This window comes from Streptomyces sp. NPDC022910 (assembly GCF_055561075.1).
In genome coordinates this window covers 104,243-128,359 of the sequence record NZ_JBVHHL010000014.1, presented here as the reverse complement: position 1 = coordinate 128,359, position 24,117 = coordinate 104,243, and the positions used below count along the sequence as shown (strand labels likewise).

Below are 24,117 nucleotides of genomic sequence, written 5' to 3'. Positions count from 1 at the left end.
GACGGTAACCAACAGCGGGAGGCGTCATGAAGCTGGGCAAGGCACTCGCCACCGGGGTCGCGGAGGAGCGCCCGGAGGCTCACCAGGACGAGGCCGACCTCCGGGTCGTCGAAGCCATCGAGGAGTCGGAGGCGTCCGCTCCCGAAGAGGTCCCGGTCGCGCGATGAGACTGCGGCTCCCCGAGGAACACCCGACGGAGCCGCCGACCGGATACAAGATCGCCCACCCGGTGCTGTCCCAGGACGGCATCCGGGCCGGGTTCACCGGTGTGTCGCTGGGCGGTGCGCTGCCCTACGGGGTTCTCGACGAGGCCCGGTGCGTCTACGGGCTGCGACATCGCGCGCCGCACCGTCGTTGCGACTGCGGCTTCCACTGCGTGCACGACCGCGAGGAGGTGGAGGCGCTGCTGTGCACCGCCGAGCATCGGGCGGCCGTGCTGCTCGAGGTCTCCGTCCTCGGCGCGTACATCCGTTTCGAACGCGGTTTCCGGTGCGCGCGCCAGCGGGTGCGGATCATGACGGTCGGCCCGTGCGCCTGCGGGGCCACGGCCGTGGCGCTGGCGGACGCGGGCTGGGGGCGGCCGGGCTGGCGCGCGCTCCAGGCGACGTGCGCCGGGTGCGTGCGCGGTCGTACGTCGCTGTCGCTCGTGGCGTTCGGGCGGCTGGCGGGGGAGGGCCTGCGGGTACGGGCCGGTCAGGGCTCCGTGCCGTTGTCCGCCGGACTCGGGGTGTCCGAACTGGTCGCGGAAGCGGCCCTTCTGCAGGCCCGACTCGACTGGTTCCAGACCCAGTTGGCCCGCCTGGAGGAACACGGGCCGAAGGGGTAGGGGCCGGGGAGCAGGCGAGAGGCCGGGGCCGTCCCGAGTCACGACCGAGGCCCGGGACCACGGCACGGATCCGGGCTTGACCTGAACCTTGGTCGAGGTCGGAACGTGGTCGGTGCATTGCGTCAGCACCGACCACGGAGGCCGTCATGACCCGTCGTACCACCGCGCACCCCGACCTCGCCGACGCCAGGGCCCAGGCGCCCCTTTTCAGCGTCTGGCGGGTAGGCACACCCCTGCGGCAGCGGCAGACGGTGGAGGCCATCGCCGAGACGTGGGAACGCCGGCCGTGGCCCGCCGGCGACCTGCTCGGCTACTACGTGTACACCGGGCACGACGGTTCCAGCCTGCTGCACCACTCGCGGTGGACCGGCGAGCAGGCGTACGAGGGCTTCGCGAAGACCCGGCGGCAGGAACGCGTGGACGAGATCGACACCGCCGTGCCGGGGATCGAGAGGCTGTGGCTCGGCCGGTACCGGCACTACCGCAGCATCGGCCGGGCCGACCGGGGCGGGCGCGTGCCCGGCTGCATCGTGGTCGTCGACGTCGAGTTCGAGGGGCCCGATGCCGGGCGGCAGCGCGCCTGGGTCGACGCCGTCCTCGATGCCCTCGAGAGTGAACCGAGCCCGCACCCCGGCGGTATCTCCGCCCACTTCCATCTCGGCACGGACGGCACCCGGATCCTGAACTACGCCGAGTGGGAGAGTGCGCAGGCACATGTCGAGGCCCTTGCCGCGCCCGGCGACGGAATCGGCTCGGCCACGGCCCAGTGGGAGCGCGTACGGACCTGGCCGGGAGTCAAGAGCAGCACGGTCGGCCGCTTCGACTACGCGCTCGGACTCGTCCCCGACTGACGACCCGGCGGCTCGGATCCCTGCAGCGACCTTCAACTGAAAACCCGACCTTCAACCGAAAACTCTGACCGTCTGGACAAAAAAAGTTTTCGGTGAGAGGATGAAGCCATGTTGGACGTCACCGTGATCGAGGACCCCGAGGCCGCGGCCGTCTCGCTGGATCCGACAAGGGCCCGGCTCCTCGCCGAACTCGCGGCCGGGCCCGCGTCGGCCGCCATGCTGGCCGGCAAGGTAGGGCTGCCCCGGCAGAAGGTGAACTACCACCTGAAGGCCTTGGAACGGCACGGCCTGGTCGAACTGGCCGGCGAGCGCCGCAAGGGCAACGTCACCGAGCGGCTGATGCGGGCCACCGCCGCGTCGTACGTGATCAGCCCGCTCGCGCTCGCCTCCGTCCAGCCCGACCCGGACCGCTTCCGGGACCAGCTCTCCGCACGCTGGCTGCTCGCCCTCGGCGCCCGGCTGGTGCGGGACGTCGGCTCGCTGATCACCGGCGCGGCGAAGGCCCGCAAGCGGCTCGCCACGTACGCGCTCGACGGCGAGGTGCGCTTCGCCGCGGCCGCTGACCGTGCCGCGTTCATCCAGGAGCTGACGGCGGGTGTCAGCACCCTGATCCGCAAGTACGACGCCCCGGACGCCGAGGGCGGCCGTGACCACCGGATCGTCCTGGCCGTTCACCCCACGGTCGTACCGCAGGCCCCCGAACCACCCGCCGACGAACGCCGGGCCGTCGAGTCCCAGGCCGACGAACCCCGACCCCCAGAGCAGCCGGCTGCCGAACTCGCCGACTGACACATCCACTTGACGCGCAGGAGCCCACCATGTCCAAAGAATTCGAGATCGCCCGCGAGTTCGAGGTCGACGCCACGCCCGAGCAGGTGTGGGAGGCCATCACCACCGGCACCGGCGGCTGGCTGTGGCCGATGGACGCACCCGAGCCGCGGGAGGGCGGCAAAGGACCGTTCGGATCCACGATCACCGCCTGGGACCCGCCGCACCGCTACACCAACCGCGTCGCGGACGTGGAGGGCATCGCCCAGCAGACGCTCAACCAGCTCGACCACACCATCGAGCCACGTGAGGGCGGTCGGCGCTCCTGGGTGCGGTACGTGCACAGCGGCATCTTCGTCGAGGACTGGGACAACCAGTACGACGGCGCCGACAAGCACACCGACTTCTACATGCACACCCTGCGCGAGTACCTGACCCACTTCGCGCCCCGCCCGGTCGCCTTCGCGACCCTGAACGGCCCCGAGGCGTCCACGGCGGGCGACGCCCTGGCCGCCGTGGTAGGGGCGCTCGGGTTGCAGGAGGACACCGTCGAGGGAACCACCGTCGAGGTGCGGGGCCCGGAGAACCGGCTCTTCGACGCGGTGGTCGACTACCGCAACCCGTACTTCCTCGGGCTGCGCACCGACGACGCACTCATCCGCTTCTTCGGCCGCAACCACTGGGGTGCCCCGGTCGGCATCAGCGTCCATGACTTCGCGCCCGCCGCCGACGCGAAGGCGAACGAGACCGCCTGGCAGGGATGGCTGGACGCGGTCTTCGTCTGACCCTCGCGCACACGGAACGAGCCCGGCCCCGGACGAAGGGGCCGGGCTCGTCGGCGCGGAAGGCTGCGGGCCGCGTACCGGCACTACGGCCGGAACCGCAGCACCTGGGGGTCGTGATCGCTGATCTGGTCGTGGAACTCCGAGTTGATGTGCACGCTGTCGTAGTCCAGTTCGCAGCCACTGCGGATCGACGGGCTGACCAGGATCTGGTCGAGGACCTGGCTGTTGCCCTGGTAGTCGTACGTGTAGCGCTCGCTCCTCGGCAGCGACTTGATCGCCGACCACAGCTCGCCGTCACCCTCGAGGATCTTCGTGGTGTCGGAGAACTGGAAGTCGTTCATGTCGCCGAGCGCGATGACGTCGGCGTTCTTCTGGGTGTCGAGGATGTCCTTGACGAAGGTGTTCACCTCGGTCGCCTGGAGGTGGCGCTGCGTCTCCGAGCTGCGGGTCGGAGGCTGGTACTGCGAGGTGAGCCCCTGATCGCCGCCCTTGGAGTTGAGGTGGTTGGCGATCACGAAGACCGTCCGACCGCGGAAGACGAACTCGCCCACCAGCGGCTTGCGGCTGCTCTTCCAGGCGTCGCCGGCCGGGTCGATCCGGCCGGGGGAGACCGTCAGCTGCGCCTTGCCCCGCACCTTGGTGACGCCGACCGCGGTCGTGGAGTCGCCGCCCGGGCGGTCGGTGAAGGAGACCCGCTCCGGGTTGAAGAGGAAGACCTGGCGGATATTGCCGCCGGGCTCGCCGCCGTCCTGGTCATTGACCGGGTCGATCGAGCGCCAGTCGTACTGAGGGCCGCCCGCCGCGACGATCGCGTCGATCAGCTTCTTCACCGTCTGGCTCGCGCCGACCGTGCCGTCGTCCGTGGCGCCGTTGTCGTCCTGGATCTCCTCCAGGGACACGATGTCGGGCGACTGCAGGTTGTTCACGATCGCGGCGGCGTGGGCCGCGAAGGTGCTGTCGGACGGGTCCAGGTTCTCCACGTTGTACGTCGCCACGGCCAGCTCGCCGCGGGTCTGTTTGCGGGTGGTCTCCCGCTGCAGGCCGCCGCTCTCCAGGGTGCCGATCCGGTTCGCGACAAGGGTGTAGCCGCCGTACTGGTTGTAGTCGAGCGGCCCCGTGGTCGTGCCGGTGAGCGTGTCCCCGACGTTCGCGGCCGGGAAGTCGGCCGTCGAGCCGAGCGACTGGATCTGCAGCCGGCCGGTGTTCTGCGAGTCGTAGGAGCCGTAGACCGCGCCGCCGCGGCGGTTGGCGTGCTCGTGCGGCTTCACCGTGACCCACAGCTCGGTGTACGGGTCGGTGGCGGTGACCACTCGGGTGTCGGCGACCTCGACGTTCATGCCCTCCAGGGACTCGTAGTGGTCCAGGGCGTATGTCGCCGGCTCCAGGGTCAGGCCGTTGATCGAGCCGTTCGCGGCCCTGTCTCCGGCCGGGGTGTACTCGGACGGCACCGAGTTCGCGTCGATGACGACCGGCGCCGGGACGGCGTTGCCGCTGGAGAGCACCGTCACCGTCGGCTTGGTGATCTCGGTCAGCGACTGGTTGCCGGAGGAGGCCCCGCCCGGGACGTACTCGGAGACGGTGCCCGTCACCGTGACCGAGTCGCCGACGGCGACCTTCGGGGTGGAGCTGGTGAAGACGAAGACGCCCTCACTGGTGGCCGGGTCGTCGTCCGTGTCGGGGTCCTGGATCCAGAACCCTCTGGACGAGCCGTAGGTCCGCACGCCCGTGACGATTCCGGCCACGTCGGCGACCTTCTGGCCGGCGAGCGGCGATATGCGTGTGGTGCCCTGGATGTCGTGGATGCTCACGGTGTCCGCGTGGGCCGGCGTGGTGAGCACCACGCCGGAGACGGTGGAGCAGGCGGCGGCGACGGTGAGCGCGGCGAGGCGCGTGGAAGACTTGCTCGGCAACGGGATCCCTCCGGGGAATGCGTGGGCGCCGGGACGAAGGTGGCACGTGGAACCTCGGGGCCGCGACCGGTGGGGCGGTGCGACGCGCGTAGAAAACGGGGGACCCCGACGTGTCCCGACGATCCCCAGGCGAACGCCGGACGACCTTCGTGAGCCTCGGTGAACAAGTGTCCGCCGACTTCTACGCGCGTCAATCTCCTGTGTTCTCAGGCCAGTTGTCAAGGTTTCAGCCATGTACAGCTCCTGGCAAGGAGATGAACCGGGCGGCATGGGTGGAAATCCGTCTAGGCTGAGGATGTGTTTCGGGGTACCCCCTCGGTCACTACGTACGTCCCAAGGAGACCCAGCCGATGTCAGACAGCTCCCCCTTGCCGCCGGTTCGGCTGCACTCCGAAGCGGAGCTCGCGCGGGACGCGCTCGCCACACCCTTGCTCTCCCGCGCCGCCCGGCTCGCCCGCTGGGCCGGCCCTGACACGCGTGTCGGCGCCGGGGGCGAGCTCGTCGAGGAGCAGCTGCCCGCCGCGGCCGAGATCCTCGGGCTGAGCGGCGAGGACGCCGCCGCCTGGGCCGGTGAGGCCTGGCGCATCGCCGTCGACACCGGCCTGGTCGAGGTCGTCGACGAGGAGGAGGGGACGGTCACCGGGGGCGCCGACCTCGCGCTGCTCACCTCCGGCAGTCCGGGCGACGTGCTCGGCCTCTGGCTGGGCGCGCTGGAGGCCGCGCTCGCCGACGCGAGCGTGCCCGACCTCGACGACCTCGTCGACGCCGTGGGCGAGGGCGGCGACATCGACTTCTCCTCCCTCGCCTGGGACCCGGAGGCGGAGGCCGAGTTCCTCGACGGGGTGCTCGCCAACCTCTACCTGCTGACGGTCAGCGAGGAGGGCCCCGGCAACAGCCCGGTGCCGCTGCCCGCGCTCGCCGCGTCGATGATCGTGCCCGACGACATGGCTGAACCCACCAATGACGTGCTGGAACAGGTGTCGGACGCCATGATGCGGCTCGACGACCAGTTCCGGATCCTCGCGCCGATCGGACTCGTCGAGTTCCAGCCGGTCGACGAGGCACTGATGGCCGACCCCGACGAGGAGCCTGCGGCGCCCGTCGACGAGACCGACGTTAGCCGGTACGGGATGGTGCGGCTGACCCCGCTCGGCCTGTACGGGATGCGCACGCGGCTGCTGGAGGCCGGGATGACCGTGCCCGCGGTGGGGGAGCTGGCGGACAAGGGCGCCGACGCTCTGCTCGCCGGCACGTCCGCGTTTCCGCCGGCGGCGGCGCAGGCCGAGACGGAGCAGTGGCTGGCCCGCCGTGAACCGCTCGCGGCGGCAAGGGATTTGCTCGCCGCGGCGCGCGGTGCGGACGCCGGTGCGCCGCTGCGTCGGCTGCTCTGTCAGCAGGCGCTCTCCCTGGTCGGGGCGGATGCGGAACCGGCGCTGCGCGAGGTGCTGGACGACGCGGAACTGGGCGGGCTGGCGCGGGTCTGGCTCACCGAGCACGGGGCGGCCGACGTGCCAGCGCCGCCGGAGTCGATGGTGTTCTGGCTGACCATCGACACCCTCGCCGCGCAACTCGCGGCCGAGGGCCACTCGGAGGAACTGCAGGCGCTGGTGGAGGGCCTGGCGGCGCAGCACAGCGGTTTCTTCGCGACGGCATGGCGGGTCGACCACCCCGCCACCCCGGAGGTCCTGGAGGCGATGGGGCGCCTGCACCCGGACAAGAGGGTGGCGAAGGAGGCCCGGAAGGCGGCGTTCAAGGCGCGTTCGCAGCAAGGTGGTTGAGGGAGCGCTGCGCCGCATCGTTGATCAGCCGCGACGGCGGTGACGATTTCCCTCGGCTGGAACCGGCTGCCGCGCCGGTAGGGGCTGCTGCGCCGGTAAGGGCTGCTGCGTCGGCAGGGATTGCTGAGCCACTGCCGGTTCTTGGTGTGCGCGCGACCGTTCCGGGACGAGTGCATGGGCGATTCATGGAACACCGCCCCTTGACGTCGGTCCCCGTTCAATCGGTGTTCAGGCGGGAGCGGGAGCGTGTGCGCGCAACCGGAGTCCGCTCGCCACCCCCTGACCGACTCACTCCCCTTCCACAGGAGACAGCATGTCGCTCACCCGCAGGGACTTCGCCAGACGGTCCGCGCTCACCGGTGCCGGCATCGCCCTGGCCGGCAGCGTCGGCGCTCTCGCGAGCGCTCCCCAAGCCCTCGCGTCCGCCGACACCGAGACCGCGGACGGCCAGGAGGAGGACCGGCACGGCGGCGTCGGCTACGGACCGCTGATCCCCGACCCCAAGGGCGTGCTCGCGCTGCCCGCCGGGTTCTCGTACCGCGTCATCACCTACAGCGGGAAGACCAAGCTGGAGTCGGGCGAGTTTACCCCCTCCAATCACGACGGCACGTCCACCTTCGACGGCCCGCGCGGCGCCACCCTCCTGGTCAACAACCATGAGCTGAAGGGCCCCCGCGCCAACTGGAAGTACCCCGTACCGCTCACCGAGGGCCTCGTCTACGACCCGGCCGCTTCAGGCGGCTGCACCGTCGTGGAGGTGCGGCACGACAAGGTCGCGGAGTGGGTCGGCATCGCGGGCACCTCCACCAACTGCGCGGGCGGCAACACCCCCTGGGGCACCTGGCTCACCTGCGAGGAGACCGAGGACAAGGCCGGCCAGAACGGCATGACCAAGGACCACGGCTACGTCTTCGAGGTCGACCCCGAGGACCGGCGTGCCAACCGCGACCCCAAGCCCATCAAGGCGCTGGGGCGCTACGCCCACGAGGCCGTCGTCGTCGACCCCAAGCGCGGCCACCTCTACCTGACCGAGGACGCCTCGGGCCCCAACGGTCTGCTGTACCGCTGGATCCCGCCCGAGGGCTTCCACCACGGCCGCGGCAAGCTGCGCACGCTCGCCGACGACGCGGGCCGCCTCCAGACATTCAAGTGCTTCGACTCCGGCGGCCGGTATGTCGACGACCTCTCCCGTGCCACGAAGATCGGCACGGTGTACGGGGTCGACTGGGTCGACGTACCGGACCGCGATGCCAAGACGGTCTCCGTCCGCAAGCAGTTCGCGGCAGGCGAGGTCACCCGTGCCCGCAAGCTGGAGGGCATGTGGTGGGGCGACGGCGGCGCGTACATCGTCTCCTCGTACGCCCGCGAGGAAAGCCCCGTCCAGCACGACGGCCAGGTCTGGTTCTACGACCCCCGGCGCCGCACCCTGACGCTGAAGGTCCTGCTCGGCGTGAACCCCGACCCGGCGAAGGACGGCAACTTCGACGGGCCCGACAACATCACCGTCTCCCCGTACGGCGGTCTGGTCATCGCCGAGGACGGTGAGGGCATCCAGCACCTCTTCGGTGCCACGGACAGCGGCCGCACGTATCCGATCGCCCGCAACGAACTGAACATCGGCACCGAAGAGGAGCCGGAGTACAGCGAGTTCACCGGCGTCACCTTCTCGCCCGACGGGAAGACCCTGTTCGCCAACATTCAGGAGCCCGGCATCATGCTCGCCATCACCGGGCCCTGGAAGCGCCAGCAGCGTTAGAACGGAGTGCCACTCGTACGGGTGGGCCCAGTCCGATTCCGCGGACGGGCGAGGGCGCTGCGCCGGCCCGGTGGTGCGCTTCCGTAGGGGCGATTCGGGTGCTGAAGATCCCGCCTGAGGCAGGTTGAGGGCCCGCACTTCGATGCGGGCCCTCTTAGAGCTGGGAGCAGGCGCTGCGCGAGGTGGAGGACGCGGGCGGCAAGCCGTACGCGATCCCCGCCGGAGCTCCGACCACCCGCTCGGCGGCCTCGGATTCGCGGGCTGGGCGTACGAAGTCGCCGCGCGAGAGCGGGAGTTGGGTCGCTTCTTCGACACCGTGATCGTGTGTTCCGTGACCGGTTCGACCCAGGCCGGCATGGTCGCGGGGTTCCGGGCGCTGGAGGAGGCGGGCGGACGTCGACGCCGCGTGATCGGCATCGACGCGTCGGCGGAGCCGGCCCGCACCCGGGAGCAGATCGCCCGGATCGCCCGCAACACCGGGCAGCTGATCGGTGTGCGTGCGGAGTTGACGGAGGCGGACGTGGAACTGGACGAGCGGTATCACGCGGGCACCTACGGCATCCGGGACGAGACCACGCTGGAGGCGATGCGGCTGGCGGCCCGCACCGAGGGTATGGTCACCGACCCCGTCTACGAGGGGAAATCGATGGCCGGGCTCGTCGACCTCGTCTCGCGCGGGGAGATCGGCCTGGAGTCCACCGTCCTCTACGCCCACCTGGGCGGACAGCCCGCGCTGAACGCCTACAGCGCGCTGTTCTGGGCGGCCGAGCGGGCCTTCGGCCTGTTGCCCGTGATCGCGAAAGCCGACACCAGCAGGGCGGTCAGCGCGATCAGCGAGCCGACACCGAACGCGCGGGCCGCGCCGTGGGTGAGGATCTCCGCCGGGGAGCCGGTCGCATGCCGCGTCGCCGTGCCGAACACCGTGACCAGAACGGACAGGCCGAGGGTGCCGCCGAGCCATTGCAGGGTCTGGAGCAGACCGGAGGCGGCACCGGCCTCGCGCGGCTCGATTCCGGCCAGGACGGTCGCGTTGAGCGGCATGAAGCTCAACCCGACGCCGAGCCCCATCAGTAGCAGTGGGCCGAGCAGCCCGGCGGTGTAGCCGTCGCCGGGCCGCAGCCGCCACAGCCAGGCGGCTGCCCCGACGAGCAGGGTCATGCCGGTGAGCAGCACCGGCTTGGCGCCGAGGCGCGCGAGCAGCCGGGGCACCAGGCGCACGGTCGTGAACATCGCCAGGGTCAACGGCAGGAAGGCGAACCCCGCGCGCAACGGGCTGTAGTCCAGGACCTGTTGGCTGATGAGGGTGAGGAAGTAGAACGCGCCGAACATGCCCGCGGGCAGCAGCAGGACGCCCGCATAGCCGCCCGCGCGGTTGCGGCTGGCGAACAGGCGCAGCGGCATGATCGGCTGTCCGGCCCGGGATTCGATCAGGGCGAAGCCCGTCAGCAGGGCCGCCGCCGTGCTGAAGCCGAGGAGCGCCCCCGGGTCGCTCCAGCCCTGCTCCGAGACGCGGATGAACGCGTACACGAGCGAGGCCGTCCCGGCCGTCCCGGTGAGCGCGCCCGTCGCGTCGAACCGGCCCGTGTGGCGCGGGGTCTCGGCGACGAAACGGGGGAGGGCCCAGGCGACCGCGACGCCGATGGGCACATTGATCAGCAGGGCCCAGCGCCAGGATGCCCAGGAGGTGAGCATGCCGCCGAGGACCAGGCCCACGGAGGCACCGATGCCGGCCGTCGACGAGTAGACGCTCAGGGCGTGGTGGCGGCGCGGGCCCTCCGGGAAGGTGGTGGTGATCAGGGCGAGGGTGCTGGGTGCGGTGAGGGCGGCGCCGATGCCCTGGAGCGCGCGGGCCACCAGCAGCCAGGATCTCTCGGAGGCGAGGCCGCCGAGGAGGGAGGAGAAGGCGAAGAGCAGGACGCCGACGGTGAGCGTACGGCGCCGCCCGACGATGTCGCCGACGCGCCCGCCGAGCAGCAGCAGTCCGCCGAAGGCGAGGGTGTAGGCGTTGAGGACCCAGGACAGGCCGGTGCGGCTGAAGTGCAGGTCCTGTTGGATGCCGGGCAGCGCGACATTGACGACGGTGGAGTCGACGCCGACCATCAGGTAGGCGGTGACGACGACGAAGAGGACGGTGCCGGGCCTGGCGGGTGGTTGTTGTGCGGAGCGTGCGTCGGCGGTCGTGGACGGTGCGGACGGGGTGGACATGGAGTTCTCCCGGTCTCGTGTCCCCGGGCGAGAGGTGTGCGGGCAGCACGGAGGAACGGTGCGCGGGCAGCACGGACCGCCCGCGGAGATAACCGGGGACTGTCTCCGTTTAATGCTCGATAAGATACGGAGAGGGTCCCCGGTTCGCAAGGAGTATCTGGATGGCGCAGGTCAGGCCCATGCGCGCGGACGCCCGTCGCAACTACGAGCGGTTGCTGAAGGCGGCGGCCGTCGCGTTCGCCGAGCACGGTGAGAACGCGTCGCTCGATGACATCGCCAAGCGGGCGGGGGTCGGATCCGGCACGCTCTACCGGCACTTCCCGACGCGTCAGGCACTGTTGGAGGCGGCCTACGTCGACCGGATCGAGGCGATCGCCGGGCGGGCCGACGAGCTCGCGGAGGAACTGCCGCCGGGCGAGGCGCTCGTGGAGTGGCTGGTCGAACTCTGTGTCGGGACGATCCAGGTGCGCGGTCTGAAGGCCCTGTTGGGGTCGGCCGTGACGGACGGCAGCTCGGTCGCCGTCACCGCCTGCGGCATCTCCATGAAGGAGGCCGCGGGGCGTCTGGTCGAGGCGGCACAGCGGGAGGGGACCCTGCGGGCGGACCTCGAGCCGATCGAGATCCTGCGGCTGGCGCACGGGGTGGCGACGGCGTCCGAGCTGGCGAACGGACAGGGCAAGCACATCCGCCGGTATCTGTCGCTGCTCACGGAGGGGTTGCGGCCATAGGACGCCGGCCGCCGTGCCTGCGGGCACCCCCGACTCGGGCGCCCGCAGGTGTCGTACGACTGCTACAGCGCCTGCGCCGCCGGCTTCACCATGTTCCGCACGGTGCGGGCCTTGACGAAGTCGCCCATGGCCGTCATGTCCCACTCCCCGGAGAACTGCCGGACGAGCTTGGCCATCATCACGCCCGTCTGCGGCTCGGCGCTCGTGAGGTCGAAGCGGACCAGCTCCTGGTCGGTCGCGGCGTCCACGAGGCGGCAGTAGGCCTTGGCGACCTCTGTGAACTTCTGTCCGGAGAAGGAGTTCACGGTGAAGACCAGGCCCGTGACCTCCTGCGGAAGGCGTCCGAGGTCGACCACGATGACCTCGTCGTCGCCTCCGCCCTCACCCGTGAGGTTGTCGCCGGAGTGCTTGATCGCGCCGTTCAGGATGGTCAGCTTGCCGAAGTAGCAGCTGTCGATGTGGTTGCGCTGGGGGCCGTACGCGATGACGGACGCGTCCAGGTCGATGTCCTTGCCGCGGAAGGCGGGCTCCCAACCGAGGCCCATCTTGACCTGGGAGAGCAGCGGGCGCCCGCCCTTGACGAGGGAGACGGTCTGGTTCTTCTGGAGGCTGACCCGGCCCTTGTCGAGGTTGATCTTCCCGGCGCCGGGGGCCGGGGCGGGCGGGGCCGGGGGAGCGGCGGGCGCCGGGGGTGCGGCGAGGGTCGGCGCCGGTGGGGCGGCCGGCGGCTGCATGGCGGGCGCGGCCGGGGCGACGGGCTGGGCGGGCGAGGCCGGCTCCTCCACCGTGACGCCGAAGTCGGTCGCGATGCCCGCCAGGCCGTTCGCATACCCCTGACCCACGGCGCGGGCCTTCCAGCCGCCGCTGCGGAGATAGATCTCGACGATGACCAAGGCGGTCTCCGAGCCGAGCTGGGGCGGGGTGAAGGTGGCCAGAACAGAGTTGTCGTCCGCGTTGCGGATCGTGGCCGTCGGCTCGATGCCCTGGAAGGTCTGGCCGGCGGCGTCCGGGCTGGCCGTGACGACGATCTTCTCGATGCCCGGGGGGACGGCCGAGGTGTCGACCGTGATCGAGTCGGGGCTCGTACCGCCGCCGGACCGGTAGCTGACGCCCGGGCCCGAGGGCTGGTTGTAGAAGATGAAGTCGTCGTCGGAGCGCACCTTGCCGTCGGCGGTCAGCAGCAGGGCCGACACGTCGAGGCGCACCGGGGCGGCGACGTCGACCGCCGTGCGGGTGACTCCGAGAGGGATGTTCGAGCCGGGGGTCATAGCTGTCATGGCCGGTGAACGAACGGGACCGCTTTACCGTTCCCTTACCTGGGGGCCATATGGCTGAGCGGACGGCCCCCGGCCCGCATCCCTACGGCACCACCACGATCTTGCGCCCCACTCCCGCCGCGAACTGCTCCAGGGCCTGCGGGTACCGCTCCAGCGGGATCCGGTCGCTGATGAACACCCCGGGGTCGAGGACACCGCCCGCGAACAGCTCCGCAGCCCGCTCGAAGCTGTGCAGTACCGCCATCGATCCGGTGATGGTGATCTCCTGGTTGTAGATCCGGTACGGGTCGATGGTGACCCGTGTCGCGTAGTCCGCCACCCCGAACTGCAGGAACGTGCCCGCTTTGGCCACCCGCCCCAGACCGTCCTGGATCGCCGCAGCGTTGCCCGTGGCGTCCACGACCAGGTCCCAGCCCTGCGGACGGTCCAGTTCGTCGGCGTTCGCCGCGGACGCCGAGACACCCAGCCGCCGCGCCGTCTCCAGGCGCGCCGGGTTCACGTCCACCACGTCCACGCTCGCGGCGCCCGTCCGCTTCGCCAGCTCAAGCATCATCAGGCCCATCGTTCCGGAGCCGTAGATCAGGACGTGCGCGCCCAGTTGGGATCGCAGGACGTCGTAGCCGCGCACCGCGCAGGACAGCGGTTCGATCAGCGCCGCGTCCTGGGTGCGGACGTGCTCGGGGAGCTTCACACAGTTGGCCACGGGCGCCACCGCGTACTGTGCCGCTCCGCCGGCCGTCGTGACGCCGATCGCTGCCCACCGCTCACACAGGTTGTTGTGGCCCGTACGGCAGTACCGGCACTCGTAGCAGTACAGGGACGGGTCCACGGCCACCCGGTCGCCGACCGACACCTCGGTGACTTGGGTGCCCACCCCGACCACCTCACCCGCGAACTCGTGCCCCGGCACGATCGGCAGTTTGGGCGCGAACTCGCCCTGGAGGATGTGCAGGTCGGTACCGCACAGACCGCAGGCCGCGACCTCGACGACGACCTCGCGGGGCCCGGGCGTCGGGTCCGGGACTTCGGAGACGACGGCGCGGCCCACGGACTCGATGACGGCGGCCTTCATTTCACGGCTCCCAACGACAGGCCCTGGACCAGCTTGTCCTGGGCGGCGAACCCCGCGGCGAGCACCGGCAGGGAGATGACGAGCGACGCGGCGCACACCTTCGCCAGGAACAGGCCCTGGCTGGTGATGAAGCCGGTCAGGAAGACGGGGGCGGTCTCGGCGACCACGCCCGTGAGCACTCGAGCGAACAGCAGTTCGTTCCAGCTGAAGATGAAGCAGATCAGGGCCGTCGCGGCGATGCCCGGCAGGGCGATGGGGGCCACCACACGCGCGAGGACCGTCGGCAGCCGGGCGCCGTCGATCTGTGCCGCCTCGATCACCGCCACCGGGACCTCGGCGAGGAACGACTGCATCATCCACACCGCGATCGGCAGGTTCATGGAGGTGTAGAGGATGACCAGCAGCCAGATGTTGTCCAGCATCCCCGTGTTCTTGGCGAACAGATAGATCGGCAGCAGGCCCGCCACCACCGGCAGCATCTTCGTGGAGAGGAAGAAGAACAGGACGTCGGTCCACTTCTTCACCCGGCGGATGGAGAGCGCGTATGCCGCCGGGAGGGCCAGCAGCAGGACGCACAGGGTCGACACCAGCGACGCCACCGTCGAGTTGATCAGGGCGGGCCAGGGGCTCGCGCCGCCGCCCACGCCGAAGAAGTCGCGGTAGCCGTCCAGGGTCAGGGCGGCCCCGAAGGACGGGGGGTTCGTTGCGGCGTCCGCCTCCGAGTGGAAGGACGTCAGGGCCATCCAGGCGATGGGCAGGAAGAACAGCAGACCGACCAGCCAGGCCAGCAGGCCCAGGCCCGCTCCGCGGCGGCTGCGGATACGTACGGCGACGGCGCTCATGCGCGGGACACCTCCTCGCGGAACAGGGACGACACCACGCGCAGGGCGAAGGTCGCGATGACGATCGAGCCGATGACGACCAGGACGCCGGCGGCCGAGGCCAGGCCGTTCTCATGGGCCTGGTAGAAGCTCTGGTAGACGGTGTAGGGGAGGTTCGCGGTGCCCAGACCGCCCGAGGTGAGCGTGAAGACCGCGTCGAAGTTCTGGACGATGTAGATCGAGCCCAGCAGGGCTCCGAGTTCGAGGTAGCGGCGCAGATGCGGCAGCGTGAGGTGGCGGAAGATCTGCCAGTCGCTCGCGCCGTCCACCCGTGCGGCCTCGATCTGCTCGTGGTCGCGGCTCTGCAGGCCCGCCAGCAGGATCAGCATCATGAACGGCGTCCACTGCCAGACCAGCGAGGCCTCGACAGCGAGGAGCGGGGTGTTGGAGATCCAGTCCGGCTGAGGGCCGCCCACATAGTGCAACAACCCATTGAGCAGACCGTATTCGGGGTTGTAGAGCACGTGCTTCCACAGCAGGGCCGCGGCGACGGGGACCACCAGGAACGGGGCGATCAGCAGCGTGCGGACCACACCGCGACCCCGGAACCTCCGGTCGAGGAGCAGCGCCAGTGCCAGGCCGAGGACCAGGCTGGCCAGCACCACCGCGACCGTCAGCAGGACCGTCGTCCACACCGAGTGACGCAGGTCCGGGTCGGTCAGGACCTGGTGGTAGTTGTCGAGTCCCGTGAAGTGGCGGGCCTTCGGATACAGGGCGTTCCAGTCGAAGAACGAGATCACCAGAGTCGCCACGAAGGGCAGCTGGGTCACGGCGATCATGAAGATCAGGGCGGGCAGGAGCGGAGCCCGGGTGGCCCAGGCGCGCAGGCGGGCCGAGGGCCGGTGTGCGGTGCGTACGGGAGTCGCGGCCACAGGGGCCGTCGTCGTGGCGGTCATCGTCCCTCGTACTCCTTGGAGATCTGCTCGGCGAGCTTCTGGGACTTCTTGAGGGCCGCGTCGACGGACTGGCGTCCGGCGATGGCCGCGCTGATCTCCTGGGAGACCTTGGTGCCGAGGTCGGTGAACTCGGGGATGCCGACGAACTGGATGCCGGGCGCGGGGCGCGGCTGTACGCCGGGGTCGGTGGGCCTGGCGCCCTCGATGGCCTCGCGGGTCATCTCCTGGAAGGAGGCCGCCTCCTTGCGGTAGTCCGCGTTCTCGTACGTGGAGGCGCGCTTGCCCGCGGGGACGTTGGCCCAGCCGCTGGTGTCGCCGACGAGCTGCTCGTACTGCTTGCTGGACGCCCAGGAGATGAACTTCCAGGCCTTGTCCGGGTTGCGGGACGCCTTCTGCAGGCCCCAGGCCCAGGTGTAGAGCCAGCCGGAGTTCCGCGTCTTCTCCACCGGCGCCGGGGCATAGCCGAGCTTCCCCTTGACCGGGGACTTGGGGGCCTCCAGGAGGCCGGCCGCGGATGTGGCGTCGTACCACATGGCGACCTTGCCCTGGGTCATGTTGTTGAGGCACTCGGCGAATCCGGACTGCGCGGCGCCCGATTCGCCATGCTGACGGACCAGGTCGACATAGAACTTCGTCGCCTTCACGAACTCGGGCGAGTCCAGGTGCGCCGTCCAGTTCTTGTCGAACCAGGTGCCGCCGAAGGTGTTCACCACCGTGGTGAGCGGTGCCATGAGTTCGCCCCAGCCGGGAAGGCCGCGCAGACAGATGCCCCGCATCCCGGACCGCGCGCCGTCCACCTTGGCGGCGAGGTCGGCCACCTGCTGCCAGGTGGGGTGGGCGGGCATCGTCAGGCCCTTCTCGGCGAAGACGTCCTTGCGGTACATCAGGAAGGACGACTCGCCGTAGAAGGGCTGCCCGTAGAGCTTGCCGTCGTCGCCGGTCAGCGACTGGCGCATCGGCTTCAGCACGTCCTGCTCGTCGTAGGCGCCGTCCTTGGCGACGTACGAGTCCATCTCGTGCAGCCAGCCGTTGCGGGCGTAGATCGGTATCTCGTAGTTGCTCAAGGTGGCGACGTCGTACTGACCCGCCTGGTTGGCGAAGTCCTGGCTGATCTTGTCGCGGACGTCGTTCTCCGGCAGCACGGTGAAGTTCACCTTGATGCCGGTCTCCTTGGTGAAGTGCGCGGCGGTGAGCTTCTGCAACTCCACCATCTGCGGGTTGTTGACCATCAGCACGTTGACGGAGTCGCCGCCGGAACCCGACCCGCCCGCTCCGGCCCAGCAGCCGGAGAGAAGCGGGGCGAGCAGCGTCCCTGCGGCGGCCATGGCGAGTACGGCTCGCGGCCTCCGTCGGCTCTGGGTGCGCATGCATCGCTCCTGGACTTTTGGGGAGATAAGGGGCGCGCTCGGGCGTGGGTGTGCCCCTGGGGAAGTGGGCCGTTCTTGAGATGTTCCCGGGCGGTCTCAGACGCGGATGACCTGAGGGCCCTGCAACGAGTAGCGGTGTGCTTCGGACGCCGGCAGCAGCGTGCCGGTGACGATGGCCTCCAGGTCGCCGATCTCCGCGAACCGGCAGAAGCTCACCGCCCCGAACTTGGTGTGCACCCCGGCGAAGACCGTGCGGCGGGAGGCGCGGATGGCCTGGGCCTTGACCTCGCTGACCGCCGGGTCGGGCGTGGTCAGCCCGTGTTCGCGGGAGATGCCGTTGGCGCCGATGTACGCCAGGTCGATGACGAATCCGGCCAGCATCTTGGTCGTCCAGTGGTCGACGGTGGCGAGCGTGCCGGACCGCACCCGGCCGCCCAGCAGCAGGACCGTGGTGTTCTCCGCCTCCGCGAGCGCGCCCGCGGTGGCCAGGGACGCGGTGACCACCGTCAGCGGGCGGTCCCGGGGCAGCGCCTCGGCGATGAGCTGCGGAGTGAACCCCTCGTCCACGAAGACGGTCTCGGCGTCCCCGAGCAGCTCGGCCGCGGCGGCCGCTATCCGGCGTTTCTCGGGCACGTGACTGGTGGCGCGGAAGGCGAGGGTCGTCTCGAAGCCGGCGCTCTCCACGGGATAGGCGCCGCCGTGTGTGCGGCGGACCAGCCCGTGGTCCTCCAGGGCGCGCAGATCACGTCGTACGGTCTCCTTGGCGACGCCCAGTTCGGCGGCGAGCGAGGTGACGTCGACCGAGCCCGTGCGGCGGGCGGCCTTGACGATCTCGCGTTGTCGTTCTTCCGCGGTCTTCGCCGTCATCGCCGAACCTCCTGCCTGCCTGCGCTGTGCCCGTTCGGGCCCCGTAGGACCCATGGGGGATGTTCTACAGCCGCTGTGCGGCGGTGACCAGGTCTGTTGCGGGTCCGAGTATGCCCGATCCTGCCCGTATGGCGGAAAGTGTGCCCGGCGCGGACCAGCGGTGGAGCGGGGTGGCCGGTGAGATCGGGCAGCCTCCGTGCCCGAAAAGCGGGGCGGGCGGGCCCGTTCGGTGCCCGCCCGCCCTCGGTGCGTCTCGTCAGTACGGCCAGATCGGCGGTTCCGTGACGAAGTGGCCGCCCAGACGTGCGTGGGCCGGGTTGCCCGGCTCCAGCTCACCCTGCTCGGCGACCAGCTTCTCGGCGTAGGGCTCGGAGTCGTCCTGCGGCTCGTAGCCGAGCGCCCTGGCGGTCGTCAGGTCCCACCACAGGCGGGTGTTCGCGGACGAGCCGTAGACGACGGTGTGCCCGACGTTCTCGGCGGTCAGGGCCGCGTGGAAGAGCCGGGCGCCGTCCTCGGGGCTCATCCAGACAGAGAGCATGCGGACGCTGGTGGGCTCGGGGAAGCAGGAGCCGATGCGCACGGAGACCGTCTCCAGGTCGTGCTTGTCCCAGTAGAACTGGGCCAGGTCCTCGCCGAAGGACTTGGACAGGCCGTAGAAGGTGTCGGGCCGACGCGGGGTGTCGATCGGGATCAGCGGGTCGTCGCCCTGGGGGCGCGGGGTGAAGCCGACGGCGTGGTTGGAGGAGGCGAACACGATCCGGCGCACGCCCTCCTCGCGTGCCGCCTCGTACAGGTTGTACGTGCCCTCGATGTTCGCCTTGAGGATCTTCTCGAAGGTGGACTCCAGGGAGATACCGGCGAGGTGGACGATCGCGTCGACGCCCCGCACCGCCTCGCGCAGGGCCTCCCGGTCCGCGAGGTCCGCGGTGATCGCGTCGGGCTCGCCCTCGATCGGCCTGAGGTCCAGGAGCCGCAGCTCGTAGCCGTGCCGCGGCAGCAGTTCCCGCATCAGGGTGCCGAGTCCGCCGGCGGCGCCGGTGAGCAGAACGGTGCGGGGAGCGGGCATCCTCGGGTCTCCTTGTTCTCTTGCTCGGTCGCCTGCGAGGCGCTTTCCGCCGGTGTCGAGGGACCGATCGTGCTCAGCCCTTCGGGCCGCGCTCCCCGCGCTCGGCCGGCTCGCGTGGGAGGTGTCCCCATGGGCTCTCGACACCGGCGTGCCCCTCCGGCTCACTCGCGGAGCCAGCGGCCGCATTTGTGTACGGCATTCACATTCATGGACACGCTACGGAGCGGCGGCGCGCCCCGTCAAGTGTGGCGCGGAGGCGCGAAATCCGCGCCCGAGTTGCCGGTTTGTGCGCTTGACCTGCCTTGAGGTGGCCCTTTAGCGTGGGCGCGTTCAGAAATATGGATGTGGATCAGAGACGTGCACCGTGTGAGGTCCGGTCCGCGGATGAGCGCCTGTTCAAGGGAGAGCCCGTGACGCCAGCCCCTCTTGCCGCTCGACTCAGCATCCCCAGCGGGCCGCTGTTCTTCCCCGTGACGGCGTACGGGCCCGACGGCTCCCTCGCCCTCGACGTCTACCGCGCGCATGTGCGCGCGGGCGTGGAGGCGGGTGCGGCCGCCGTCTTCGCCTGCTGCGGCACGGGCGAGTTCCACGCGCTCACTCCCGAGGAGTTCGAGGCGTGCGTGAGGGCGGCCGTCGAGGCGACGGACGGCCGGGTGCCGGTCGTGGCGGGTGCGGGATACGGGACCGCCCTCGCCGTGCGCTACGCGCGGCTCGCCGAGGGGGCCGGAGCCGACGGACTGCTCGCCATGCCGCCCTACCTCGTCGTCGCCGGGCAGGAGGGGCTCCTGCGGCACTACCGGGAGCTGGCCGCGGCGACCTCGCTGCCGACCATCGTCTACCAGCGCGACAACGCCGTCTTCACGCCTCGGACGGCGGTCGAACTGGCCCGCACGGACGGCGTCATCGGCTTCAAGGACGGGCTCGGCGACCTGGACCTGATGCAGCGCATCGTGAGCGAGGTACGGACCGAGGTCCCGGGCGACTTCCTCTACTTCAACGGCCTGCCCACCGCCGAGCAGACCCAGCTCGCCTACCGCGGCATCGGTATCACGCTGTACTCGTCCGCCGTCTTCTGCTTCGTCCCGGAGATCGCCCTCGCCTTCCACAGGGCGCTGGGCTCCGGCGACGACGCCACCGTCCACCGGCTCCTCGACGGCTTCTACCGCCCGTTCGTCGAACTGCGCGCCCAGGGCCGCGGCTACGCCGTCTCCCTCGTCAAGGCCGGTGTACGGCTGCGCGGCCTCGACGTCGGCGAGGTCCGGCCGCCGCTGCACGAACCGTCCGAGGACCACGTCAAACAGCTCGCCGGGCTGATCGACCGCGGGTACGAGCTGCTGCGGGAGGACATGTGAAGGCGGCGGCGTTCGTCTACCCCTGGGACGTCAACGGAGATCCGGAGGCGGCGGAGCGCATCGCCGCCCTGGGCATCCGCCAGGTCACCCTCGCGTCCGCGTACCACTCCACGCGCGCCCTCACGCCCCGGCATCCGCGCCACCGCATCGTGACGGCCCGGCACGCGGCCGTGCTCTACGCGGCGGACGCGCGCTGGGAGGGCCGCACCCTGCGTCCGTACCCGGCCGGGGACTGGGCCCCGGGCGACGCGTTCGGCGAGGCGGCCGGGGCGCTGGCCGCTGCCGGACTGGAGGTGCACACGTGGGTCGTGCTCGCGCACAACTCCCGTCTGGGGCAGGAGCGTCCCGAGACCTCGGTGCTCAACGCCTACGGCGACCACTACCCGTGGGCGCCGTGCATCGCACAGCCCGGCACGCGCGCGTACCTCGTCGACCTCGCTGCCGAAGCGGCCGTACGGCCGGGCGCACGCGGCACCGAACTGGAATCGCTCGGCTGGTACGGCCTGCCCCATCTGCACGCGCACGACAAGATCGGCGGGGTGCCGCTCGGGGATGCCGGGCAGTACCTCATGTCACTGTGCTTCTGCGGAACCTGCCGGGAGGGGTACGGGGCACAGGGCCTGGACGCCGGGGAACTGGCCGCGGCGGTACGGGCGGCGCTGGAGCCGGTGTGGCGCGGCGCGCCCTCTGACGGAGGCTGGGCGGGAGTCGAGAAGCTTCTGGGCGAACCCAGGGCCGCCGCCGCGCGCGCCTGGCGCGACGAAACCGCCCGCACGCTCCAGGAGGCGGCGGTGGCGGCCGTCCGCGCGGCCGCACCCGACGGCTTCCAGGTGCTGCTGCACGCGGACCCGCTGTCGTACCGCTGCGGTGCGAACGTGGGGGTCGACCCCGCGCACATCCTGTCCGTCGCCGACGGTGTGGTGGTGCCCTGCACGGGCGGCGCGGGCCTGCTGACGCCGTTCGCCGAGCAGGGCCGGGAGCGAGCCGTCGTCGCGGCCAACTTCACCGTGGTCTCCGGGATGGGCGGCAGTCCGGGGACGCTGGAGCGGGACGCGAGGCAGGCGGCGGGGCTGGGCGCGACGGAACTGCGGCTCTATCACGCCGGATTGGCGTCCGACGGCGACCTGGAGGCCGTGCGGGAGGCACTCGCCGGACTCTGAGCCAAGAGCGCGACCGTCGCCAGCAGGGTCGCCCCCAGGGCAACCAGCAACGGCCGGTGGTCGACCAGTTCGACCAGTGCCGCGCCGCCGGCCAGTCCGACCACGTTCGGCGCGAACATCAGAGTGTTGGCCGTGGCGGTCGCACGGCCCAGCAGCGGCCCCGGCGTCTCGCGCTGCACGGCGGTGAGCGCGGCGATCAGCACACAGGGCAGTCCCGCGCCGATCGCCGCGCTGCACATCACGGCCACCGGGTCCGAAGGGACCGCCCGCACGGCCACCGCGACCGCGGTGAGCGCGATGCCGGACGCCGCAAAGCGGCGCTCGCCCAGGCGACGCAGGGCGGGGCCGGAGGCCGGCCCGGCAGCCACCGAGCCGACGCCCTGAGCGGCGTACAGGACACCGGCGTAGGCGGGGGAGTGCCCGAGGCCGTCCACGACGGCGTAGATCAGGGCTCCGTTGAGCCCCGCGCACAGCATGGTGCTGCCACCGGCCAGTACCAGGGGGCGCAGACGGGGATGTGTCCACAGATGGCGGGCGCCCTCGGCGGTCTGCTCGCGCCAGTTGCCCCTGGGCCGGTGCGGCTCCTCCTCGCGGACGCGAAGCAGCGCGTACAGCCCCGTGGCGAGCACGAACGTGACCGCGTCGAGGAAGGCGACGCTCGCGCCGCCGTAGGCCGCGTAGACGCCCGCTCCGGCCAGCGGGGCCACGAGCTTCATGCCCTCGGTGGCCGTCATCCGCAGACCGTTGAGGCCACCGAGCAGCGAGGGGTCGACGGCGGCGGCGATGAGCGCCGACTCGGCCGCGTCGTGTACGACGCCTGCCGCGCCGTACACGAACAGGACCGTGAACAGGATCCACAGGCGGCCCGGGGAGTCGACGGTGACGAGGGTGGGCACAAGGGCCGCCAGAAGGAGGTTCGCGCAGATCAGCAGCGGCTTGCGGCGGGTGCGGTCGGCGAGCGTGCCGAGCAGCGGGCCGGCCAGTGTCGGCGCCCAGAGGGCGAGCACGCACAGCGCCGCCAGTCCGTCCGAGCCCGTGAGGTCCTTGACCCACACCCCCGACGCCAGCCACAGCGCGGACGTGCCGAAGCCGGAGACCATCAGTCCGGCCAGGTAGAGCCTCGCGTTGCGGTCGCGCAGCACGCGCATCCCGGTCCATGTCGTCGTCATGCCTGGTCATCGTGCTTCTAAGACCCGGTCCCGGGGATGAGGCAGATGCCCTGATGACGCCGCCGCGGGTGTCCCGGCGGACGGAAATCCGTCGGAAGATGTCAGTAATCCCCCTGGGGCCTGCGCCGACGCGGTCCTAGCGTGGTGAACCGTTCCCGCGCCGGCCGGTCGCAACGCCCGTACGACCCCAGGAAAGGCCTCACCGTGCAGTACCTCCCGCCCATCGGCATCGGCGTCCTCTACGTGCTTCTCATGTCCCTCCTGCGCGAACCGCATCGGCGGCGTCTCAACGCGGTCATGGTGGCCGGAGCGGGAGCCGCCTACCTCAGCGGCGGCGGCCTCGGCGGATGGGAGTTCGCGTTCACCGCGCTCGCCACCTACGTCGCCTACCGCGGCCTGGATTCGTGGACCTTCATCGGCATCGGCTGGCTGCTGCACACCGCCTGGGACGTCGTTCACCACATCAAGGGCAACCCCATCGTCCCCTTCGACCACAACTCGTCACTCGGATGCGCGATCTGTGACCCGGTGATCGCCCTGTGGTGCCTGCGGGGAGGGCCCTGCGCGCGTGAGCTTCTGCGTCGTGAGCGGCCGGTCGCGGTCCAGGACCGGTCGGCCGCGTGACGGCCCCGTGGCGGGCACGCGAGCGATGAGTTCCGCGGTTGCCGGCGGTCCACCCTCCTGAGTGCAGAAGAATCCGGAGGAGAAGATGACCGACACCAATCTCGACCTGGGACCGCAGACGCGGATCATCGCCCGGCTCGCGGCCGGGGTGCGCGACGAGCAGCTCACGGATGTGACGCCGTGCCCGGAATGCGCGGTGCGCAACATGCTGGGACATCTGCTGGGGCTGGCCGCCGCCTTCCGGGACGCCGGGCGCAAGGACCTGGGCGCCACCACGGACACCAGCCCGAACGCCGCGGTGCCGGACATCGGCCCCGGCTGGCGCGAGGAGCTGCCCGTCGTACTCGACGAGCTGGCCGATGCCTGGCGCGATCCGGCGGCCTGGACCGGTGAGACCCGTGCGGGCGGAGTGACCCTGCCGGGCGCGGTCGCGGGCGCCGTCGCGGCCGACGAGCTGGTGATCCACGGCTGGGACCTGGCGCGGGCCACCGGCCAGGAGTACGAGCCGGACATGGCGGCACTGCTCGCGTCGTACGGCTTCCTGACCTCCGCGGCCGACGACCCGAACCGCGGCAACGGCCTCTTCGGCCCGGTCGTGCCTGTCCCGGCCGACGCCCCGCTGCTCGACCGGGCGATCGGTCTCAGCGGGCGCGATCCCGCCTGGAAGCCGTAACGCGATCTCAACTTCCTTCGTCCGAAAGGTTGACGAACCACATGCGCGCTCCTAGGTTCATCGCGTCGTACTTCGTATGTCATATATGAGACGCGATACCTGAGAT

Annotated in this window: 22 protein-coding genes and 1 pseudogene; 13 read left to right on the top strand and 10 right to left on the bottom strand. The window is 70.9% G+C overall.

Going from position 1 to position 24,117, the window contains the following annotated elements:
* The first annotated feature begins 26 nt into the window (after window positions 1-26).
* From ACZ3TS_RS16475 to ACZ3TS_RS16455, 5 genes are all read left to right on the top strand, one after another.
* Window positions 27-167 (top strand): hypothetical protein, encoded by a 141-nt coding sequence (locus tag ACZ3TS_RS16475; protein ID WP_467618273.1) that lies wholly within the window; start codon window positions 27-29, stop codon window positions 165-167.
* Window positions 164-826 (top strand): hypothetical protein, encoded by a 663-nt coding sequence (locus ACZ3TS_RS16470; RefSeq protein ID WP_467618271.1) that lies wholly within the window; start codon window positions 164-166, stop codon window positions 824-826. Before ACZ3TS_RS16475 ends, ACZ3TS_RS16470 begins: the two co-directional genes overlap by 4 nt.
* Window positions 827-972: 146 nt before the next feature.
* A complete protein-coding gene (locus ACZ3TS_RS16465) occupies window positions 973-1,677 on the top strand; it encodes an antibiotic biosynthesis monooxygenase (RefSeq protein WP_467618270.1) in 705 nt (234 codons plus the stop codon).
* Between the two features lie 108 nt (window positions 1,678-1,785).
* Window positions 1,786-2,466 carry an ArsR/SmtB family transcription factor gene (locus tag ACZ3TS_RS16460; RefSeq protein WP_467618267.1) on the top strand — a complete coding sequence of 227 codons (681 nt, stop codon included), beginning with the start codon at window positions 1,786-1,788 and terminating at the stop codon, window positions 2,464-2,466.
* A 29-nt stretch (window positions 2,467-2,495) separates the two neighbouring features.
* Complete coding sequence (locus tag ACZ3TS_RS16455) at window positions 2,496-3,230, top strand: SRPBCC family protein (RefSeq protein ID WP_467618265.1); 735 nt, start codon at window positions 2,496-2,498, stop codon at window positions 3,228-3,230.
* Between the two features lie 83 nt (window positions 3,231-3,313).
* Here ACZ3TS_RS16455 and ACZ3TS_RS16450 read toward each other — a convergent pair whose 3' ends face one another.
* Window positions 3,314-5,140 carry an endonuclease/exonuclease/phosphatase family protein gene (locus tag ACZ3TS_RS16450; protein WP_467618263.1) on the bottom strand — a complete coding sequence of 609 codons (1,827 nt, stop codon included), beginning with the start codon at window positions 5,138-5,140 and terminating at the stop codon, window positions 3,314-3,316.
* 350 nt (window positions 5,141-5,490) lie between these two features.
* Here ACZ3TS_RS16450 and ACZ3TS_RS16445 point away from each other — a divergent pair, with 350 nt between their 5' ends.
* The 3 genes and pseudogenes from ACZ3TS_RS16445 to ACZ3TS_RS16435 form a co-directional block, all read left to right on the top strand.
* Window positions 5,491-6,918, top strand: a complete 1,428-nt coding sequence (locus tag ACZ3TS_RS16445) for a hypothetical protein (protein ID WP_467618261.1) — start codon at window positions 5,491-5,493, stop codon at window positions 6,916-6,918.
* A gap of 313 nt (window positions 6,919-7,231) precedes the next feature.
* Window positions 7,232-8,674: an alkaline phosphatase PhoX gene (locus tag ACZ3TS_RS16440; protein ID WP_467618258.1), complete on the top strand. Its 1,443-nt coding sequence runs from the start codon at window positions 7,232-7,234 to the stop codon at window positions 8,672-8,674.
* Window positions 8,675-8,832: 158 nt separating this feature from the next.
* Window positions 8,833-9,431 (top strand): annotated as a pseudogene (locus tag ACZ3TS_RS16435) (pyridoxal-phosphate dependent enzyme); the annotation flags it as partial.
* Here ACZ3TS_RS16435 and ACZ3TS_RS16430 read toward each other — a convergent pair.
* Window positions 9,416-10,879: an MFS transporter gene (locus ACZ3TS_RS16430; protein WP_467618256.1), complete on the bottom strand. Its 1,464-nt coding sequence runs from the start codon at window positions 10,877-10,879 to the stop codon at window positions 9,416-9,418. The pseudogene ACZ3TS_RS16435 and the gene ACZ3TS_RS16430 sit on opposite strands and share 16 nt — an antisense overlap.
* A 161-nt stretch (window positions 10,880-11,040) precedes the next feature.
* On the opposite strand from ACZ3TS_RS16430, the gene ACZ3TS_RS16425 reads away from it, so the two are divergent.
* Complete coding sequence (locus ACZ3TS_RS16425) at window positions 11,041-11,607, top strand: TetR/AcrR family transcriptional regulator (RefSeq protein WP_467618254.1); 567 nt, start codon at window positions 11,041-11,043, stop codon at window positions 11,605-11,607.
* A gap of 62 nt (window positions 11,608-11,669) precedes the next feature.
* On the opposite strand, the gene ACZ3TS_RS16420 is transcribed toward ACZ3TS_RS16425, so the two are convergent.
* The 7 genes from ACZ3TS_RS16420 to ACZ3TS_RS16390 all read right to left on the bottom strand — a co-directional run bounded on the left by ACZ3TS_RS16420 (window position 11,670) and on the right by ACZ3TS_RS16390 (window position 19,033).
* Window positions 11,670-12,875, bottom strand: coding sequence for a TerD family protein (locus tag ACZ3TS_RS16420; protein ID WP_467618346.1), 1,206 nt, complete (start codon window positions 12,873-12,875; stop codon window positions 11,670-11,672).
* 91 nt (window positions 12,876-12,966) lie between these two features.
* Complete coding sequence (locus ACZ3TS_RS16415; RefSeq protein WP_467618252.1) at window positions 12,967-13,956, bottom strand: zinc-dependent alcohol dehydrogenase family protein; 990 nt, start codon at window positions 13,954-13,956, stop codon at window positions 12,967-12,969.
* The gene (locus tag ACZ3TS_RS16410; protein ID WP_467618250.1) at window positions 13,953-14,798 is read right to left on the bottom strand and encodes a carbohydrate ABC transporter permease; all 846 of its coding nucleotides are present in this window, start codon (window positions 14,796-14,798) and stop codon (window positions 13,953-13,955) included. Before ACZ3TS_RS16410 ends, ACZ3TS_RS16415 begins: the two co-directional genes overlap by 4 nt.
* Window positions 14,795-15,733 (bottom strand): carbohydrate ABC transporter permease, encoded by a 939-nt coding sequence (locus tag ACZ3TS_RS16405; RefSeq protein ID WP_467618248.1) that lies wholly within the window; start codon window positions 15,731-15,733, stop codon window positions 14,795-14,797. Before ACZ3TS_RS16405 ends, ACZ3TS_RS16410 begins: the two co-directional genes overlap by 4 nt.
* Window positions 15,730-17,100, bottom strand: coding sequence for an ABC transporter substrate-binding protein (locus ACZ3TS_RS16400; protein WP_467618245.1), 1,371 nt, complete (start codon window positions 17,098-17,100; stop codon window positions 15,730-15,732). Before ACZ3TS_RS16400 ends, ACZ3TS_RS16405 begins: the two co-directional genes overlap by 4 nt.
* 96 nt (window positions 17,101-17,196) lie before the next feature.
* The gene (locus ACZ3TS_RS16395; protein ID WP_467618244.1) at window positions 17,197-17,967 is read right to left on the bottom strand and encodes a DeoR/GlpR family DNA-binding transcription regulator; all 771 of its coding nucleotides are present in this window, start codon (window positions 17,965-17,967) and stop codon (window positions 17,197-17,199) included.
* A 256-nt stretch (window positions 17,968-18,223) separates the two neighbouring features.
* On the bottom strand, window positions 18,224-19,033 hold the full coding sequence (locus ACZ3TS_RS16390) for an NAD-dependent epimerase/dehydratase family protein (RefSeq protein ID WP_467618241.1): 810 nt from the start codon (window positions 19,031-19,033) through the stop codon (window positions 18,224-18,226).
* Between the two features lie 410 nt (window positions 19,034-19,443).
* Between ACZ3TS_RS16390 and ACZ3TS_RS16385 the strand changes: the two genes are divergently transcribed.
* Together ACZ3TS_RS16385 and ACZ3TS_RS16380 are read left to right on the top strand one after the other, a co-directional pair.
* The gene (locus ACZ3TS_RS16385; protein WP_467618240.1) at window positions 19,444-20,385 is read left to right on the top strand and encodes a 5-dehydro-4-deoxyglucarate dehydratase; all 942 of its coding nucleotides are present in this window, start codon (window positions 19,444-19,446) and stop codon (window positions 20,383-20,385) included.
* Window positions 20,382-21,545, top strand: coding sequence for a hypothetical protein (locus ACZ3TS_RS16380; RefSeq protein ID WP_467618237.1), 1,164 nt, complete (start codon window positions 20,382-20,384; stop codon window positions 21,543-21,545). The genes ACZ3TS_RS16385 and ACZ3TS_RS16380 overlap by 4 nt, the downstream gene beginning before the upstream one ends.
* Here the strand turns inward: ACZ3TS_RS16380 and ACZ3TS_RS16375 are convergent.
* Entirely contained in the window at window positions 21,482-22,714 is a 1,233-nt protein-coding gene (locus ACZ3TS_RS16375; protein WP_467618236.1) for an MFS transporter, read from the bottom strand. The genes ACZ3TS_RS16380 and ACZ3TS_RS16375 overlap by 64 nt on opposite strands.
* A 204-nt stretch (window positions 22,715-22,918) precedes the next feature.
* On the opposite strand from ACZ3TS_RS16375, the gene ACZ3TS_RS16370 reads away from it, so the two are divergent.
* Complete coding sequence (locus tag ACZ3TS_RS16370; protein WP_467618233.1) at window positions 22,919-23,338, top strand: DUF6010 family protein; 420 nt, start codon at window positions 22,919-22,921, stop codon at window positions 23,336-23,338.
* An 85-nt stretch (window positions 23,339-23,423) separates the two neighbouring features.
* A complete protein-coding gene (locus tag ACZ3TS_RS16365; RefSeq protein ID WP_467618231.1) occupies window positions 23,424-24,011 on the top strand; it encodes a TIGR03086 family metal-binding protein in 588 nt (195 codons plus the stop codon).
* Window positions 24,012-24,117: the final 106 nt, after the last annotated feature.

What these genes read in the sequence shown, in the direction of transcription:
- ACZ3TS_RS16475 (WP_467618273.1), top strand. Translation starts at nt 27, where the DNA reads ATGAAGCTGGGCAAGGCACTCGCCACCGGGGTCGCGGAGGAGCGCCCG.
- ACZ3TS_RS16470 (WP_467618271.1), top strand. Translation starts at nt 164, where the DNA reads ATGAGACTGCGGCTCCCCGAGGAACACCCGACGGAGCCGCCGACCGGA.
- ACZ3TS_RS16465 (WP_467618270.1), top strand. Translation starts at nt 973, where the DNA reads ATGACCCGTCGTACCACCGCGCACCCCGACCTCGCCGACGCCAGGGCC.
- ACZ3TS_RS16460 (WP_467618267.1), top strand. Translation starts at nt 1,786, where the DNA reads ATGTTGGACGTCACCGTGATCGAGGACCCCGAGGCCGCGGCCGTCTCG.
- ACZ3TS_RS16455 (WP_467618265.1), top strand. Translation starts at nt 2,496, where the DNA reads ATGTCCAAAGAATTCGAGATCGCCCGCGAGTTCGAGGTCGACGCCACG.
- ACZ3TS_RS16445 (WP_467618261.1), top strand. Translation starts at nt 5,491, where the DNA reads ATGTCAGACAGCTCCCCCTTGCCGCCGGTTCGGCTGCACTCCGAAGCG.
- ACZ3TS_RS16440 (WP_467618258.1), top strand. Translation starts at nt 7,232, where the DNA reads ATGTCGCTCACCCGCAGGGACTTCGCCAGACGGTCCGCGCTCACCGGT.
- ACZ3TS_RS16430 (WP_467618256.1), bottom strand. Translation starts at nt 10,879, where the DNA reads ATGTCCACCCCGTCCGCACCGTCCACGACCGCCGACGCACGCTCCGCA.
- ACZ3TS_RS16425 (WP_467618254.1), top strand. Translation starts at nt 11,041, where the DNA reads ATGGCGCAGGTCAGGCCCATGCGCGCGGACGCCCGTCGCAACTACGAG.
- ACZ3TS_RS16420 (WP_467618346.1), bottom strand. Translation starts at nt 12,875, where the DNA reads ATGACCCCCGGCTCGAACATCCCTCTCGGAGTCACCCGCACGGCGGTC.
- ACZ3TS_RS16415 (WP_467618252.1), bottom strand. Translation starts at nt 13,956, where the DNA reads ATGAAGGCCGCCGTCATCGAGTCCGTGGGCCGCGCCGTCGTCTCCGAA.
- ACZ3TS_RS16410 (WP_467618250.1), bottom strand. Translation starts at nt 14,798, where the DNA reads ATGAGCGCCGTCGCCGTACGTATCCGCAGCCGCCGCGGAGCGGGCCTG.
- ACZ3TS_RS16405 (WP_467618248.1), bottom strand. Translation starts at nt 15,733, where the DNA reads ATGACCGCCACGACGACGGCCCCTGTGGCCGCGACTCCCGTACGCACC.
- ACZ3TS_RS16400 (WP_467618245.1), bottom strand. Translation starts at nt 17,100, where the DNA reads ATGCGCACCCAGAGCCGACGGAGGCCGCGAGCCGTACTCGCCATGGCC.
- ACZ3TS_RS16395 (WP_467618244.1), bottom strand. Translation starts at nt 17,967, where the DNA reads ATGACGGCGAAGACCGCGGAAGAACGACAACGCGAGATCGTCAAGGCC.
- ACZ3TS_RS16390 (WP_467618241.1), bottom strand. Translation starts at nt 19,033, where the DNA reads ATGCCCGCTCCCCGCACCGTTCTGCTCACCGGCGCCGCCGGCGGACTC.
- ACZ3TS_RS16375 (WP_467618236.1), bottom strand. Translation starts at nt 22,714, where the DNA reads ATGACGACGACATGGACCGGGATGCGCGTGCTGCGCGACCGCAACGCG.
- ACZ3TS_RS16365 (WP_467618231.1), top strand. Translation starts at nt 23,424, where the DNA reads ATGACCGACACCAATCTCGACCTGGGACCGCAGACGCGGATCATCGCC.